Source organism: Herbaspirillum sp. Her4 (genome assembly GCF_057961335.1).
Genome location: NZ_CM176330.1, coordinates 1,006,325 through 1,022,110, shown reverse-complemented (window position 1 = coordinate 1,022,110; position 15,786 = coordinate 1,006,325). Strand labels below are relative to the sequence as shown.

Here is a 15,786-nt window from a genome sequence, read left to right as displayed (position 1 = left end):
GTCAGGCCGTCTCGGCATGGGCCTGGCTGGCGCGGATCATGTCGGCCGCCTTCTCGGCAATCATGATGGTGGGCGCATTGGTGTTGCCGCTGACCAGCGTGGGCATCACCGAAGCATCCACCACGCGCAGGCCCTGCACTCCATGCACGCGCAATTGCGCATCGACCACCGCCATCTGATCCTCGCCCATGCGGCAAGTGCCCACCGGATGGTAGATGGTATCGGCACGCTGGCGGATCATGGCTTCCCACGCTGCGTCATCCATGTCCTCGCGGCCACCGAACAGTTCGCGCCGGCAATAGCGGCGCAGCGGTTCGGTCATGACGATCTGGCGCGCGATGCGGGCCCCCGCGATCATGGTGGCCAGGTCGCGCGGGTCGGAGAGATAGCCCGCATCGATCAGCGGATCGGCCATGGGATCGGCCGATTGCAGCCCCACGCGCCCGCGCGAATGCGGGCGCAGCATGCACATGTGCAGGGAGAAGCCATAACCGGCATGCAGCTTTCTTGCATGGTCATCCACGATGGCGATGCAGAAATGCAGCTGGATATCCGGCCGCTCCAGTTCCGGCCGGGTCTTGAGGAAGGCTGCGCCTTCCGCAAAGGGTGTGGCGATGAGGCCCTCCCCATGCCGCTTCCAGGGCAGCAGCTGGCCCAGCAGGCGCAGGCCGCCGACCACGCCGAGGCCAAAGTTGTCGGTGTCGCGGGTGGTCCATCCTTGCGTGAAATCGAGGTGATCCTGCAGGTTCTGGCCCACGCCGGGCAGGGCGTGATGCAGGGCGATGCCATGCGGCAGGATGTCCTCGGGCCGGCCCACCCCCGACAGTTGCAGCAATTGCGGCGAGCCAAAGGCCCCGGCGGCGATGATGACTTCACGCGTGGCGCGCACCTGCGCTTCTTGCTGCTGCTGGCGATAGGCCACGCCCACGGCACGCTTGCCCTCGAACAAGACACGTTGTGCGCGCACCTGGCGCAGCACGGTCAGGTTGGGCCGCTGCCCCATCACCGGATGCAGGTAGGCCGCCGCCGCCGAGCAGCGCTCGCCGCGATGATCGGACGTGTGGAATTGCGTGACCTGGTACAGGCCCACGCCTTCGTTGTCGCCGGTATTGAAGTCCTGGCACAGCGGATAGCCGCGTGCTTGCGCCGCCTCGATGAAGGCACGCGTGATCGGGCGCGGGCGATTCTGTTCCGAAACCTGCAGCGGGCCGCTGGCCCCGTGCCAGGCATCGGCCCCGCGCACGTTGTTCTCGGAGCGCTTGAAGTAGGGCAGCACCGACTCCCAATCCCAGCCAGGGCAGCCAGCCTGGGCCCAGCCATCGTAGTCCTGGCGCTGGCCACGGATGTAGAGCATGGCGTTGATGGCCGAAGAGCCGCCCAGGGCGCGGCCGCGCGGCTGGTAGCCACGGCGGCCGTTCAGGCCCGCCTGGGGAGTGGTCTGCAGCGCCCAGTTGTTGAGCTTGCCGTAGCCGGGCAGCATGGCCACCACGGCGGCCGGGGTGCGCACCAGAAGGCTGTCGCCCTGGCCGCCGGCTTCCAGCAGGCAGACCGTGACGCGTGGATCTTCCGACAGGCGGGCGGCCAGCGTGGCACCCGCCGAGCCGCCACCGGCGATGACGTAATCGAACAGCACGGTTGTCTCCCTTTGTTATCGTTGACCGGCTTTCAAGGGGATGCCGCCCTTGGGGCTGGCACCGTGTCCGGTGTGTCCCGGACTGGCTGGCATTATGACGCGGCCGGCCCGGCCTGTTCAAATTCCCTGCACGAATTGGACAATTGCCTTCACCGGAGCGGCCCGCGCGCTGAAATAAACCCGGGCGCAAGGTAAGATACGCGGTTCTGAGCATTCGATTCGAAAGCAGGTTGTCATGTCCTCACCGATCGCACCGGCCGCTGCCGCGCCGGAAGAAAAACTGGTTTTCGTCAGTTCGTGCAAGTTGCCCATGCCCTGGGCGACCTTCGAACTGCACGCCTTCTACGATGAAGTTTCCGGCAAGGAACACCTGGCCCTGACTCTGGGCGATGTCGGCAACGGCGAGCCGGTGCTGGGCCGCGTGCACTCCGAGTGTCTGACCGGCGACGCGTTGTTCTCCCAGCGCTGCGACTGCGGTGCCCAGCTGGAAGCGGCCCTGAAGAAGATCGCCAAGGAAGGCCGTGGCGTGCTGTTCTACCTGCGCCAGGAAGGCCGCGGCATCGGCCTGTTGAACAAGATCCGCGCCTATCACCTGCAGGACCAGGGCGCCGATACGGTCGAAGCCAACGAGCGCCTGGGCTTCCCCGCCGACATGCGCCGCTACACCATCGTGCTGCCCATGCTGGCGCACCTGAAGATCACCAGCCTGCGCCTGATGACCAACAACCCGCGCAAGGTCAAGGCGCTGGAAGACAGCGGCATCACCGTGGCCGAGCGCATCGCCCTGATCGCCAACCACAATCCTTTCAACATCGGCTACCTGGGCACCAAGGCGCGCAAGCTGGGCCACCTGCTGCCGGGACTGGCCAAGGCCGAAGAGAAGACGGAAAAAGTGCCGCTGGATGCGCACGACAACGAGTGATGCGCATCCATCACGCGGGTGAATGCAGCGCGGGCGGCCATTCAGAGCGTGAATTCCTGCCCTGCGGTAAAACCAGGTAAAGACACCGGCCCCCGCCGGGCGCGGCTTGCCGCCAGGACGGACCCCATGCGGTCCGTCTTTTTTTTGTCTCGCGGAGGCAGTCCGCTTGACGCATCAGGTAGCATGACGGCTGCATCGTCCTTACTCCCCCGTCCTGACACCATGAATCCATCCGTCCCTGCCGGCAGCGCGCCGATCCCCGTTTCCCTGCTGACCGGTTTTCTGGGCAGCGGCAAGACCACGCTGCTGAACCATCTCATCACCCAGCCGGAGATGAAGAACACCCTGGTCATCATCAACGAGTTCGGCGAGATCGGCCTGGATCACCTGCTGGTGGCCCACAGCCAGGAAGAGACCATCGTCGAGATGAGCAGCGGCTGCCTGTGCTGCACCATCCGTGGCGACCTCAAGAAGACCTTGAAGGACATCACCTGGCGCTTCGCCGAAGGCGGCCAGCGCAAGTTCGACCGTGTCGTCATCGAGACCACCGGCCTGGCCTCGCCCACGCCCATCCTGCATACGCTGATGACCGATGCCTTCATCTCGGAGCGCTATCGCCTCGATGGCGTGATCGTCACGGTGGATGCCGTCAATGGCATGTCGACCCTGGACCATCACCCGGAAGCGATCCAGCAGGCCGCCGTCGCCGACCGCCTGTTGCTGACCAAGACCGACCTGGTGGATGCCGATACGCTGTCGGCCCTGCAGGCGCGCCTGCGCACGCTCAATCCCGGCGCGCGCCAGCTGCAGCCGCAGGTCGGCCAGATCGCTGCTGCCGAGCTGCTCGACGCGGGCCTCTTCAAGCCTGGCGAGAAGATGCCTGACGTCGCGCGCTGGCTCAACGAGGAAGCCTTCGCCGAGAAAGAGGCGCACGCCCATCATGCGCACCATCACCACGGCCATGGCCACGAGCACGGACACCACGATCATCATGGGCACCACCATGACGATCACGCCCATGACGTCAATCGTCACGATGACCACATCCGCGCCTTCTGCTTTACCTTCGACGAACCCATCGATCCGGTGCTCTTCGATGAGTGGCTGAGTTTGCTGGTCGGCTTCAAGGGCCCCAACATCCTGCGCATCAAGGGCATCCTCAATCTCAAGGGCGAGGACAAGCCGACCGTCATCCACGGCGTGCAGCACATCTTCCACCCCACGGCCACGCTGCCGGAGTGGCCCTCGGAAGACCGCCGCAGCCGCATCGTCTTCATCACCCGCGATGTCGAGCGCGCGACCATCGAGCGTTCCTTCGATGCCTTCATGCAGGCCCAAGCGATTGAGCGCGAAGCACGCGAGCAGCGCCAGTCACCATCGGTTTATTGAGCCCGGTCACGCTGAACAAATGCGTTCGTTCCCATGTGGAAACATGCGAGCAGGCTGGTCCGGTTAAAAATAAATGCGCTTTGACCGATAACAAGGGGAGTCCCGGATTATGATCGGGCTCTCCTAAGGGATATAACGATTCGTTTATGCAGCGTGTGATCAACAAGCTGGGGGCAACGTTGTCGGCATCGCTCACGCTGATGCTGGGTTTGTGTGCCACTGCGACGGTGTTCGTCGCGACCAGCCATCTGGAAGAGGATGCCGTCCAGCTCGACTTCGAGCGTCGGGCGGGCCTGCGCGCCTTCACCATACAGCGCGGTCTGGAAGAGGCGGTGCAGGTACAGTCGGTGGTGAACCATTTCTATGCCACCGTGGGCGATCCCACGCGCGAACAGTTCGAGAGCTTCACGCGGCCGCTGCTGGAACGCTATCCCTATGTGCGCGCCTTCAGCGTGCAGCGCTTCGTGGCCGACGAAGACCGCCTGGTCTTCGAAGCTCTGCGCCAGGGGGCCAAGCCGGGCTTTGAAATCACCGCGCTCGATGGCGACCGCACCGTGCGCGCCTCGCAGCAGCCGACCTATCTGGTGGTCGATTACGTGGAACCGGTGGCCGGCAATGAAGCGGCGCTCGGGCTGGATGTCTCGCGCAATCCCGCCATCATGGGCGCGCTCGACGCCGCCGTGGTCAGCGGGAATCCTTCTTCAACGCCGCCGATCCGGCTGGCCCAGACCGGCCCGGATGAGCGCGGCCTGCTGGTGATCCAGCCGGTCTATCGTGGTGGCGTACAGCCGACCGACACGGCGGCCCGGCGCGCACTGCTGGTCGGCGATACCACCGCCGTACTGGAACTCAACGGCCTGGTGCAGAAGATCCTCGACGGTGCCGGGCTGATGTCCGACCATGAGATCGGCCTGCGCCTCTACGTCGGACCCCAGGCCGATCCGGCCAACCTGGTCTACCGCCACGACAGCCAGCCCCGCGCCATGCAGTGGATGGACCAGGTCATCAAGCCGGGCAGCTTCTTCCGCCATCCCTCCACCACCATCACCAGCTTCGACATCGCCGGCCAGACCTGGCACATGGAGATCAGCATCCCGCCACGGTCGGTCTTCTCGGACCACTACGGTTCGCTGCTCATCGGCCTGGTCGGCGTGATCGCTTCGTTGCTGGGCGCGGCCTACATGCGGGCGCTGTCGATGCGTTCGCACCGCGTGCAGCAACTGGTGGAAGACAAGACCGCGGAGCTGCGTACCACCAATGCCCTGCTGTCGGATGACATCAAGGCGCGCCGCCTGGCCGAACGTGCGCTGCGCCTGCGCCATCAGGCCATCGAGGCCAGCGCCAATGCCATCCTGATCCTCTCGGCGCAGGAGCCGGACTACGCCATCGAATACGTCAATCCGGCCTTCGCCCGCATCACCGGCTACAGCAGCGGCGAAGCGGTGGGCAAGAGCATTCGTTTCCTGGAAGGCCGCGACAGCGATCCTGAAGGTTTCGAGACTGTGTGGATCGCCATGCGCGAACAGCGCGAACACAATGTTGTACTGCGCAACTATCACAAGGATGGCTCGGAGCTGTGGAACGATTTCTACATCGCCCCGGTGCGCGACGAGAGTAGCGTGGTGACGCATTTCGTGGCGGCGCTCTACGACATCACCTCGATGAAGCGCTATGAAGCCGAACTGGAATTCCAGGCCAGCCGCGACACGCTCACCGGCCTGATCAACCGCCACATGCTGCGCCATCATCTGGAGCAGGCCATCGGCACGGCCGAGCGGCAGAAGCAGGCCTTGTGGGTGGTGTTCGTAGACCTGGACCGCTTCAAGTTCGTCAACGACACCCTCGGGCACAAGGCCGGCGATACCCTGCTGCGCACGGTGGCCGGTCGCCTGCGTGCGGCCGTGCGCGAAGCCGATACGGTGGCACGCCTGGGTGGCGACGAATTCATCATGATCCTGCCGGAGCAGGACGAACTCTCGCTCGATACCCGCAGCCTGCAACGCATCATGGATGCGGTGGCGGCCCCCGTGACGCTGGGCGGCCATACGCTGTTCATGACCTGCAGCATCGGCGTGGCCTGCTACCCCAACGATGGTACCGATGGCGAGACGCTGATCAAGCATGCCGACATCGCCATGTATCGCGGCAAGCAGACCGGCCGCAACAATTTCCAGTTCTACACCCCAGCCATGAACGAGCAGGCGCTGGAACGCCTGCGCATCGAAGGCGACCTGCGCAATGCGCTGGATCACGGCGAATTCCTGCTGCACTACCAGCCCAAGGTGGACCTGGCCTCGGGCCGCGTGGTGGGCAGCGAGGCGCTGATCCGCTGGCTGCATCCGCAACTGGGCATGGTCTCGCCGGCGCGCTTCATCGGCCTGGCCGAAGAGACCGGCCTGATCCTGCCCATCGGTGCCTGGGTCCTGCGCACCGCCTGCACGCAGTGCCGCCAGTGGCAACTGGCCGGGCATGAGGACATCAGCGTGTCGGTCAACCTCTCGGTGGGCCAGTTCCTGCAGAAGGATCTGGTCTCCTCGATTGCCGATGTGCTGCAAGACACCGGCCTGCCGCCGGCCTCGCTGGAAATCGAACTCACCGAGAGCCTCATGATGACCGACGTCGAGCACGCCATCGGCATCCTGGCGGGCTTGAAGAAGCTGGGCATCCGTCTTTCCATCGACGACTTCGGTACCGGTTATTCGTCGCTGGCCTACCTGAAGCGCTTCCCGATCGACGTGCTCAAGATCGACCGTTCCTTCGTGCGTGACATCACCATCGATGCCGATGATGCGGCCATCACCGCCTCCATCATCTCGCTGGCGCGCCACTTGAAACTGCGCGTGATTGCGGAAGGCGTGGAGACCGATGAGCAGCTGGACTACCTGCGCCACTATGGCTGCGACGAGATCCAGGGTTACCTGTTCAGCCCGCCGGTGGCGGCCGAGAAGTTCGAGCAGATCCTGCGCGAAGAGCGGGTGATTTTGTAATTTTTCTTCACGCGCTGTTCTGGAATCAGGCCGCACGGCAATGCCGCTGCGGCCTTTTTCATATTGGGCTCAATGATGCGCAATCCAGGCCAGGATGAGCGCGATGGTGGGCAGCGAGAGGGTGGTGGAGTACAGGATGGCGCGCGACATGGCAGTGACTTCGCGTTGATACAGCTCGGCCAGCATGAAGGGGCCGGTACCGATGGGCAGCGCCGCCAGCAGTACCGCGCTGTCGGCCCACAGGCGCGGCATGGGCAGAATCCAGTAGGCCAGCACGGCGGTCACGGCCGGCTGCAGCAGCAGTTTGAAGGCCACCAGCAGCCACACCGGCGAGCCTCCGGCCGTGCGCACCGGCTGGGCCAGGAACAGCCCCAGCGAGACCAGCGCGCAAGGACCGGCCGCACCGCCCAGAATCTTGAAGAGCTGCTGTACGCCAGGGGGAATGGCCACGCCGCTCAAGGCCACGATGATGCCGGCCACCGGCGCGATCATGATGGGATTGCGCAGCAGCGAGCGGCCCACCTTGGCGACGGTCTGGCCGAAGGCCGCCTGGGCATGCAGGCAGGTTTCCAGCAGCACGATGGCCACCGCAAAGAGCAGGCAGGCCGTCATCACCATGGCGATCACCGAGGGCGGCAGGCCGTCGCTGCCGAAGGCCAGGTAGCACAGCGGAATGCCGATGAAGCCGGTATTGGCATAGGAGCTGCCGAGACTGTCGATGATGACGTCGGGTGCGGCCGCTTTCTGACGCAGGCGCAGCGCGGCGGTGATCAGGAACACCACCGCCACGCCGATGGCGAAGACGGCGATGAAGCGCAGGTTGGCGAAGTCCGCGGGTTTGAGGCGCGACATGGAATCGAACAGCAGCGCCGGCAGCGCCAGCCAGATCACGAAACGGTTCAGCTCGCTGGCCGCGCCTGCCGAGAGGATGCGGCGCTTGCGGCACATCCAGCCCAGGAAGATCAACGAAAAAATCGGGAAGACGATGTTGAAGATGGCGAGCATGGCGTGGCGGGTTGACCGGCGTCGGAGGTGGGAACAGACCCTACGGAGCCGCTCCTGCTTTGTCAAGGCGCAATGCCGCACGGGGTGGGCGGCGTAGAATGGCGGCCTTGTCTGATTTATCCACAGGGCTTTTCACGATGCCTGCGCGTCCTCTTCAACTTGCCTCCCCTGAATTGCTGGCCGCCTGGCGTGCCGAGGCCGGCACGATTTCCTCCGCACTGCAGGGCGTTCCGGACTGCCTGCGCGAACAGCGCAGCGCCACCGTGCTGGACCTGCATTTCGGGCTGGGTCAGTCCTTCTTCGCCACCTGGCATGCCTTCGCCCGCCAGCGCGCGCAAGGGGAGGGCGCCGCACATTTGCACTACATTGCGATCCTGCCGCATCCGCCGACCGCCGATGTCCTCCATGAAGATTTGACTTATGCACAGGCCTTGCGCGCTGCATGGCCGTTGCCCTTGCCGGGCACGCACCGCCTCTTGCTCGATGAAGGCCGCGTCACACTGACCCTGATCTGGGGCGCGGTGGAAGAAGAGCTGGCCCGACTGGACGCGCCGGTGGACCTGTTCTACCTGCATGCCGACCCGACCCGCTTCGATCCTGCCGCGCCATCCTGGCATGCGCATGCCTGCAAGCGCCTGGCGCGGTTGGCCTGGACCGGGGCGCGGGCGCTGGTGTTCGGTGCGGCGGCCGATGTGGCGCTGATGGCGGCGATGCGCCAGGTCGGTTTCCATGGACAAGCGCGTGACGGCGCGCTGGCCTTGCGTTATGCACCGGCCTGGGCGCGTCCGGCCACGCACGTGGCGGCGTCCGATACGCCCTTGCGGCGCGATCTGCCGCATGCGCGGCAAGCGCTGGTGATCGGCGCCGGGCTGGCCGGAACCGCTGCGGCCGAGCGGCTCACGGCACGCGGCTGGTGCGTCGATCTCATCGATGCGGGCCCGGAGGTGGCCACCCGCGCTTCAGGCAATCACGGTGGTCTCTTCATGCCCGCGCTGGCTCGCGATGATAGCCCGCTGGCGCGGCTCACGCGGGCGGCTTTTCTGTTTGCCTCGCAGCGTCTCGATGATCTGGGCGGGGTCGGTCTGGACGATCACGCTGCCATTCGTGGCGAGCGCTGCGGCATCCTGCAATTCGGCCGCGATGCCAAGCAGGCGATCTCCTTCGAGCAGGGCGCGCAGGAGTGGCAGTATCCGCCGCGTTATGCGCGCTGGATGTCCGCCGGTGAGACGGCAAGCGCACTGGGCATGCCGACCATGGGTGGCGGCTATTTCTTCCCGGAAGCGGGCTGGCTCAATCCGCCCTCGGTGTGCCGCCGCATGCTGGCGGTGGCGCAGTCGCAAGGCGAGGTGCGCACGCATTTCAATCGCGCCGTCGCCCGCCTGGTACGCGTGGATGATCAATGGCAGGCGCTCGATGCCGCTGGCCTGCTGATCGCGCAAGCGCCGGTGGTGATCCTCGCTGCGGGCGCGCAGGCGCGCGTGCTGGAGCAGGCGGCGGGTTTGCCGCTCAATGCAGTACGCGGCCAGGTCACGCACCTGCCGGCAACAGGCTTCCCCGGTTTGCCGCATGCGCTGTGTGGTGACGGTTACCTCACGCGCCCCTATGCCGGGCAGGTGTGCATGGGGGCCAGCTATGATCGCTTCGACGATCCTGCCCTGCGTGCCGACAGCCATGCCGAGAACCTGGCCCGCCTGCAGCACATGCTGCCGCAGATCGCGGCACACATGTCGCTGCCGCAGGCGGATGCGGAGCTTCCTGGGCGGGTCGGCCAGCGTTGCATTGCGCCGGACCGCTTGCCGCTGGTCGGTGCTTTGCCGGGTGAGGCGGGGATCTATGGCCTGTTGGGCTATGCCTCGCGCGGCCTGATCTGGGCACCGCTGATGGCCGAGTTGCTGGCCGCGATGATCGAGCGCGAGCCCTTGCCGCTGCCGCGCGAATTGGTGGCGGCGCTGGATCCGGCCCGTTTCGGCGCGGATTCAGCGATCGGCCTCAACGCACCCAGTGACCCGGAATGAATACCCAGCCACCCGGACCCGGTTGCCAGTGGGCCGGCTCATAGCGGGCGTAGTCGCGGCGCACGCGTTCCCAGTGGCCGCCGATCCAGATGTGGCGATGGCCGTTCCAGGCCCAGTAGCCGGGTGCCCAGGCATAGCCGTGGCGCGGGGCGGGCACCACTTCATAACGCGGGGCGGGCGGTGGCGTGCCGATGCGCACATCGACGCCGACTACCTGCGCTTGCGCGGCAGGCGCCAGGGCTGCGGTGGCAGCGAGCGCAGACAGGGTCGTGAGAAGGACGAAGGCGAGGCGAGTGATCTTGGTTTTCATGTTGGACTCCTGCAAGGTGGTGGTGCGTGGATGCAGCGCAAGCGGGGCCGCGCTGTGAAAACCACTGTAGGAGCCGGGCTTCTTTAAGACTGTAATGTTGTGTTTCCAGTTGTGTCCGTGCCTGTCAGCGCTGCCGTATTGCAGCCCGAAGGCAGCGCAGCGCGGGGGAATCCGGTAACAAATCGCGGCATACCGATACATGCCGCGCACCCTGCACCGCTCATTTCCTGCGCGCCGGGCGCTCGTAGCGTTGCTCCACCACGCGGCTTCCCCATTGCTCACCCGGCGATTCCTCCACCAGTTCGAAGCCGGCCGACAGATACAGGTGGCGTGCCGCATCCAGTCCCTGGAAGGTCCACAAATAGCAGGCCAGGCGATGGGCATCGACAAAGGCCATGGCCTGTTCCAGCAAGCGCCGTCCCACGCCGCTGCCGCGCAGGCTGTCGTCGACGATGAACCAGCGCAGGTGCGCTTGCCGATGCTGCAGATCGCCATCGATCACGATGGAGGCCAGGCAGCGCCCGTGTTCGACGTGGGTCCAGAGTTGCTTGCCGGCCTGGGGCAGGGTTTGCGCAAAGCTGCCCAGTTCGCTGGCCACCTTGTGCTCGAAGAACACCCCGAAGCCGGCCGCCGCGGCGTAGTAGCGCGCATGCAGGCTGGCGATATCGCCGATGCAGCCGGGCTGGTAGCCGGTGCTCAATTCCGATGCCGCGCCTTTGGCCGGGCGAGCTGCTGCATTGGGGTTGTCGCGCGACAGGGCCTCGGAATACAGCGCCAGCGCCCGCACCAGGCCCTGCTGGTCTTCCGGCAGGATGCGCCGCAGGGCCCCGGAGACCTGGTCGGTGGCGAACTTGTCGATCTTCTTGCGCAGCGCCTGCCCCTCTTCGGTCAGCGCCAGACTGTAGGCCCGCCCGTCGCCCGGCACCGGGCTGCGCCGTACCAGCCCCAGTGCCTCCAGCTTGGCCAGCTGGCGGCTGGTGTTGGATTTGTCCAGGTACAGCAGCTCGCCCAGCTCGCGCGCCTGCAGGCCGGGTTTGAGTCCGATCTCGATGAGCGCGTGCACCGCCGAGGGCGCCAGGTCGCTGCCGGCCAGGGTGCTGCGCATGAAGCCCAGTTCCCGCACCAGCTTGCGCGAGAGCTCGCGCAACTGGCGGATGGTCTGGTCGCGCGGGGGAGACTGCAGGCCGTCATAGTCCATGGCAAGATCCGGTAATGGTTGCGAAGTGCAATCAATGCTGCGCCAGATGCTTGCGTTATGCAACTTGTTTGGCAGCCCGGGCCATGTTGGCTGTCGCACCTGCGCAACTGGCGGGGCCGGGCTGGGAGCGCCTGCCGGGCTGGAGTAAAATGTCGCCTTTCGCGCAGCCTTCCGCCGTGAGCACACCGGCCATCGTGGCCTGCGCCACCTCCTGCATCCCCAGTCTTGTTGAAAGTCCCCGCACATGTTGCGCATCTCTGAACTGACCCTTCCGTTGAGCCATACGGAAGACGAACTGAACGCCGCCATCCTCGACCGCCTGGGCATCCCGGCCGGCGACCTGCTGTCCTTCACGCTGTTTCGCCGCAGCTACGATGCCCGCAAGAAGACGGCCATCACCCTGAACTACACCATCGACGTCGAGGTGAAGGACGAGGCGGCGGTCCTGGCACGCCATGCGAAGACCACCAATGTCGGCCCCACGCCCGATACCTCCTATCACTACGTCACGCGCGCCCCGGCGAGCATCAAGAAGCGTCCGGTGGTGATCGGCTTCGGTCCCTGCGGCCTCTTTGCGGCACTGATCCTGGCCGAGATGGGTTTCAATCCCATCATCCTGGAACGCGGCAAGACCGTGCGCGAGCGCACCAAGGACACCTGGGGCCTGTGGCGCCAGCGCGAACTGAAACCGGAATCGAACGTGCAGTTCGGTGAGGGTGGGGCCGGGACCTTCTCCGACGGCAAGCTCTACAGCCAGGTCAAGGATCCCAAGCACTATGGCCGCAAGGTGCTGGCTGAATTCGTGGCCGCCGATGCGCCGCCCGAAATCATGTACGTCAGCAAGCCCCACATCGGCACCTTCCGCCTGGTCAAGATGATCCAGCTCATGCGCGAGAAGATCGAGAAGCTGGGCGGCGAATTCCGCTTCGAACAGCGCGTCGAGGATGTGCTGATCGAAGACGGCCAGATCCGTGGCCTGACGTTGAACACCGGCGAACAGATCGAAGCCGACCATGTGGTGCTGGCCATCGGCCACAGCGCCCGCGATACCTTCGAGATGCTCTACGAGCGCGGTGTCTACATCGAGGCCAAGCCGTTCTCGATCGGCTTCCGCGCCGAGCACCCGCAGTCGCTGATCGACAAGTGCCGCTTCGGTCCCGGTGCCGGCCATCCCATCCTGGGCGCGGCCGACTACAAGCTGGTGCACCACGCCTCCAACGGCCGGTCGGTCTACAGCTTCTGCATGTGCCCGGGCGGCACGGTGGTGGCGGCGACCTCCGAGCCGGGCCGCGTGGTCACCAACGGCATGAGCCAGTATTCGCGCAATGAGCGCAATGCCAACAGCGGCATCGTGGTGGGCATCTCGCCGGCCGACTATCCGGGCCATCCGCTGGCCGGCATCGCCTTCCAGCGCGAGTGGGAAAGCCGCGCTTACGAACTGGGCGGCGGCAACTACAATGCACCGGGGCAGCTGGTGGGCGACTTCATCGCCAATCGTCCCTCGACCCAGCTGGGCAGCGTGGAGCCATCGTACAAGCCGGGCGTGACCCTGGGCGACCTCAACCCGTCGCTGCCCAAGTACGCTATCGATGCCATCCGCGAGGCGCTGCCGGCTTTCGAAAAGCAGATCCGTGGCTACTCCATGCATGACGCCGTGCTGACCGGCATCGAGACGCGGACCTCCTCGCCCATCCGCATCAAGCGTGACGACCACACCCTGCAGAGCCTCAACACCAAGGGCCTGTACCCGGCCGGTGAAGGTGCCGGTTATGCCGGCGGCATCATGTCGGCGGCCATCGACGGCATCCGCGTGGCCGAGGCGCTGGCGCTGGACATGGTGGGACAGGGCTGATCCCAGGACCGCCCAAAGCAAAACGCCGCTCCGGTGACCCGGGGCGGCGTTTTGTTTTTACGGCCTGAAGTGAAGATTACTTCTTGGCGCGGGCCGAAGCGACGGTCTTTTCAGCAGCAGCGGTGAACTGTTTGGTCGCGTTGGCCAGGTTGGCTTCCAGCGTTTCCACAGCTTGCTTGGAGTTCTTGGACAGTTGCTCGTAGGCAGCGTTGGCGTTGGTGAGGGTGGCCTTCAGGATGGAGACGGCTTGCTCCGAACCCGGGGGCGCGTTCTTGCTGATCTCGTCGATCAGGGCCGACAGCTTGCGGCTGGTTTCGGAGATCTGGGCTTCGGCAGCCTTGGTGAATTCAGCCTGGGTCGAGGACACGATACCGGCCAGGTGACGGCTGTAGGCGGTGGCCTTTTCAGCGCCCGGCTGGGCTTGGGCGGCGGCCAGCGACAGCAGTTCCTGCGGGTCCTTGGCGGCGGCCAGCTGCTTGGCGGCAGCGGTGGCTTCTTCCAGGGTGGCCTTGGTGGCCGACAGGTTCAGCTCAACGATCTTTTCCACGCCTTCGAAAGCCTTGGCGGTCAGGTTGTTGATGAGGTCCAGGTGGGCTTGCAGGTTGGCCTTGGTGGCGGCGGAAAACTGATCTTGGTACGAAAACATGTGCATCTCCTAGGTGATATGAACAAATGAGCTTGCCGACGAGCGTGACGATCAAAACAATCGGCGTTCGAGCGCGGCTTTCGACCAGAATCAATCAACAATCATGATTTGTGCGCCGCAACAATTCTTATTGTATGCACTTCTTTGGTGAAATCAAGAGTTATTTGTGCGGCGCACAAAAAATAATCCGCCGCGTGGACATTTTGCTACGCCGCACCAGCAGCGGCTTTGCGGGCGATCAAGCCGAACGTTCGGTCGTTTTCTCCGGGCGGACGTGGGTGTCGCCGCTGGGGAGATCGTGGACCACGATGCCGGTATCGCTCTCGGAAAACGGACAGCCCTTGCCCAGCGCGATGGCACGCAGGCCATCCTGGTAGCCCTGCTCCCAGCGCCACATCACCGAGCCCTTGGCGAAGTTGACGTCCTTGGAGGCCATGTTCCAATCGCGCCCGGCGTAGGCCAGGCGGACGATGTGGATGGTGCTGTCGGCTCCGAGCTCGTCCATCATCTGGCGGTCCTGCTGGGTCAGCATGTCGGGGGGCAGGCGCTTGTAGAGCGCGTGGGCCGCACGGCGCAGCTTGTATTGCTGCAGATAGGCATCGATGTGGCGCTGGGAACGGGAGGCGAAGGTGACATCCTTCTCGCGCGTCTGCACCTCTTCCAAGGTACGCGGCTCCGGTCCGTCGGCATGCCACAGGTCGACCATCATGCAGAGCAGGTTGGTACGCGGCTCATCGTTGAGCACGACTTCCAGCGGCGTATTGGAATACAGCCCGCCATCCCAGTACAGCTCGCCGTCGATGCGCACCGGCGCAAAGCCCGGGGGCAGGGCGCCGCTGGCCATGACATGTTCCGGTCCCAGCGGCCGCTGGCGCGAATCGAAATTGACCAGCGTGCCACAGGTGACCTTGACCGCCGCGACCGTCATGCGGATGCCGGAGGGACTGTTGAGGTAATCGAAATCGACCAGACGCGACAGCGTCTCGCCCAGCTCGGCAGTGCTGTAGAAACTGGCTTCGTCGGGCGGCACAGGCAGGCCCAGCGCAAAGGGGTTCAGCGGACGCGGCCGGAAGAAGCCGGCCGTGCCGCGCAGAAACGTATCGAGCGTGGTCAGGCGCGTGGCCCAGGGGCGCAAGGCGTCCGGGACCTGGCGCAGGTCGAACACGTCCGGATGCGCCACCGTCTCCCAGAATTCGCGCAGGCGGGCGATGCGGGTCTCGCGCGGGTTGCCCGCAATCAAGGCGGCGTTGATGGCACCGATGGAGGTGCCGACCACCCAGTCGGGGGTCAGGTCGTTCTCGTGCAGGGCCTGGTAGACCCCGGCCTGGTAGGCACCCAGCGCACCGCCTCCCTGCAGCACCAGCGCCACGCGCGGCTTGGCAGCCACGGTGGCGGGGGCGGATTTGCGGCGGGGGGAGGGCGGCGACTGATCCTGATCCTTGCGCATCGTTCTTCCTTTCAGGGGATACCGGGTGGATCCGGCAACAACGTGAAGGTTCTGCAACAACAGCAGGAGTCTAGGATAACGCGCTTACACGGAAGTGACCGTCACTGTACGCGGACGTACGAAAAACCTGGGGTTCAGCTGGCCAGCCAGGCCTCGATCAGCTGGCGCGCCTGGGCATCGATCTGCTCCAGGTCCACTTCATGGCGGCGATGGAAAATCATCATCGCGTAGAGGCCCGCCAGGGCATTGACTTCCGGGGACAGTGCGCACTCCTCTCCGCTGGCCGGGCGCTGTTGGCGCCAGTAGTTGATTGCATCTTCGAGTTCGGTGAGGGTGAGCATGGCGGTATTTCTTGATAAAGACGTAAGGTAAAACGTCGGCG

12 protein-coding genes are annotated in these 15,786 nt (G+C 65.1%); 5 read left to right on the top strand and 7 right to left on the bottom strand.

Features of this window, described 5'->3' with window-relative positions; translation table 11 throughout:
- Position 1 precedes the first annotated feature (1 nt).
- On the bottom strand, positions 2-1,633 hold the full coding sequence (locus ACWFUC_RS04700; RefSeq protein ID WP_489624238.1) for a GMC family oxidoreductase: 1,632 nt from the start codon (positions 1,631-1,633) through the stop codon (positions 2-4).
- 235 nt (positions 1,634-1,868) lie between these two features.
- On the opposite strand from ACWFUC_RS04700, the gene ribA reads away from it, so the two are divergent.
- From ribA to ACWFUC_RS04685, 3 genes are all read left to right on the top strand, one after another.
- Positions 1,869-2,555 (top strand): GTP cyclohydrolase II, encoded by a 687-nt coding sequence (gene ribA, locus ACWFUC_RS04695; RefSeq protein WP_121037448.1) that lies wholly within the window; start codon positions 1,869-1,871, stop codon positions 2,553-2,555.
- A 222-nt stretch (positions 2,556-2,777) separates the two neighbouring features.
- Positions 2,778-3,944 carry a CobW family GTP-binding protein gene (locus ACWFUC_RS04690; protein ID WP_039790314.1) on the top strand — a complete coding sequence of 389 codons (1,167 nt, stop codon included), beginning with the start codon at positions 2,778-2,780 and terminating at the stop codon, positions 3,942-3,944.
- A 146-nt stretch (positions 3,945-4,090) separates the two neighbouring features.
- Complete coding sequence (locus ACWFUC_RS04685) at positions 4,091-6,931, top strand: bifunctional diguanylate cyclase/phosphodiesterase (protein WP_134137691.1); 2,841 nt, start codon at positions 4,091-4,093, stop codon at positions 6,929-6,931.
- Positions 6,932-7,000: 69 nt separating this feature from the next.
- On the opposite strand, the gene ACWFUC_RS04680 is transcribed toward ACWFUC_RS04685, so the two are convergent.
- Entirely contained in the window at positions 7,001-7,936 is a 936-nt protein-coding gene (locus tag ACWFUC_RS04680; protein WP_209585203.1) for an AEC family transporter, read from the bottom strand.
- Positions 7,937-8,073: 137 nt separating this feature from the next.
- Between ACWFUC_RS04680 and mnmC1 the strand changes: the two genes are divergently transcribed.
- Complete coding sequence (gene mnmC1 / locus ACWFUC_RS04675; RefSeq protein ID WP_489624236.1) at positions 8,074-9,951, top strand: FAD-dependent 5-carboxymethylaminomethyl-2-thiouridine(34) oxidoreductase MnmC1; 1,878 nt, start codon at positions 8,074-8,076, stop codon at positions 9,949-9,951.
- Here mnmC1 and ACWFUC_RS04670 read toward each other — a convergent pair.
- Both ACWFUC_RS04670 and ACWFUC_RS04665 read right to left on the bottom strand, forming a co-directional pair.
- Positions 9,926-10,261 (bottom strand): YXWGXW repeat-containing protein, encoded by a 336-nt coding sequence (locus ACWFUC_RS04670; protein WP_121037460.1) that lies wholly within the window; start codon positions 10,259-10,261, stop codon positions 9,926-9,928. The two genes, mnmC1 and ACWFUC_RS04670, sit on opposite strands and share 26 nt — an antisense overlap.
- Positions 10,262-10,481: 220 nt before the next feature.
- On the bottom strand, positions 10,482-11,459 hold the full coding sequence (locus tag ACWFUC_RS04665) for a GNAT family N-acetyltransferase (protein ID WP_209585207.1): 978 nt from the start codon (positions 11,457-11,459) through the stop codon (positions 10,482-10,484).
- Positions 11,460-11,703: 244 nt separating this feature from the next.
- On the opposite strand from ACWFUC_RS04665, the gene ACWFUC_RS04660 reads away from it, so the two are divergent.
- On the top strand, positions 11,704-13,311 hold the full coding sequence (locus ACWFUC_RS04660; protein WP_121037466.1) for an NAD(P)/FAD-dependent oxidoreductase: 1,608 nt from the start codon (positions 11,704-11,706) through the stop codon (positions 13,309-13,311).
- Positions 13,312-13,387: 76 nt separating this feature from the next.
- On the opposite strand, the gene phaP is transcribed toward ACWFUC_RS04660, so the two are convergent.
- The 3 genes from phaP to ACWFUC_RS04645 all read right to left on the bottom strand — a co-directional run bounded on the left by phaP (position 13,388) and on the right by ACWFUC_RS04645 (position 15,745).
- Positions 13,388-13,957, bottom strand: a complete 570-nt coding sequence (gene phaP / locus ACWFUC_RS04655; protein WP_006463404.1) for a TIGR01841 family phasin — start codon at positions 13,955-13,957, stop codon at positions 13,388-13,390.
- Positions 13,958-14,195: 238 nt separating this feature from the next.
- The gene (locus ACWFUC_RS04650) at positions 14,196-15,404 is read right to left on the bottom strand and encodes a patatin-like phospholipase family protein (RefSeq protein WP_489624235.1); all 1,209 of its coding nucleotides are present in this window, start codon (positions 15,402-15,404) and stop codon (positions 14,196-14,198) included.
- Between the two features lie 134 nt (positions 15,405-15,538).
- On the bottom strand, positions 15,539-15,745 hold the full coding sequence (locus tag ACWFUC_RS04645) for a DUF3717 domain-containing protein (RefSeq protein WP_008333821.1): 207 nt from the start codon (positions 15,743-15,745) through the stop codon (positions 15,539-15,541).
- Between the last annotated feature and the right edge of the window lie 41 nt (positions 15,746-15,786).

What these genes read in the sequence shown, in the direction of transcription:
- ribA (WP_121037448.1), top strand. Translation starts at nt 1,869, where the DNA reads ATGTCCTCACCGATCGCACCGGCCGCTGCCGCGCCGGAAGAAAAACTG.
- ACWFUC_RS04690 (WP_039790314.1), top strand. Translation starts at nt 2,778, where the DNA reads ATGAATCCATCCGTCCCTGCCGGCAGCGCGCCGATCCCCGTTTCCCTG.
- ACWFUC_RS04685 (WP_134137691.1), top strand. Translation starts at nt 4,091, where the DNA reads ATGCAGCGTGTGATCAACAAGCTGGGGGCAACGTTGTCGGCATCGCTC.
- ACWFUC_RS04680 (WP_209585203.1), bottom strand. Translation starts at nt 7,936, where the DNA reads ATGCTCGCCATCTTCAACATCGTCTTCCCGATTTTTTCGTTGATCTTC.
- mnmC1 (WP_489624236.1), top strand. Translation starts at nt 8,074, where the DNA reads ATGCCTGCGCGTCCTCTTCAACTTGCCTCCCCTGAATTGCTGGCCGCC.
- ACWFUC_RS04670 (WP_121037460.1), bottom strand. Translation starts at nt 10,261, where the DNA reads ATGAAAACCAAGATCACTCGCCTCGCCTTCGTCCTTCTCACGACCCTG.
- ACWFUC_RS04665 (WP_209585207.1), bottom strand. Translation starts at nt 11,459, where the DNA reads ATGGACTATGACGGCCTGCAGTCTCCCCCGCGCGACCAGACCATCCGC.
- ACWFUC_RS04660 (WP_121037466.1), top strand. Translation starts at nt 11,704, where the DNA reads ATGTTGCGCATCTCTGAACTGACCCTTCCGTTGAGCCATACGGAAGAC.
- phaP (WP_006463404.1), bottom strand. Translation starts at nt 13,957, where the DNA reads ATGTTTTCGTACCAAGATCAGTTTTCCGCCGCCACCAAGGCCAACCTG.
- ACWFUC_RS04650 (WP_489624235.1), bottom strand. Translation starts at nt 15,404, where the DNA reads ATGCGCAAGGATCAGGATCAGTCGCCGCCCTCCCCCCGCCGCAAATCC.
- ACWFUC_RS04645 (WP_008333821.1), bottom strand. Translation starts at nt 15,745, where the DNA reads ATGCTCACCCTCACCGAACTCGAAGATGCAATCAACTACTGGCGCCAA.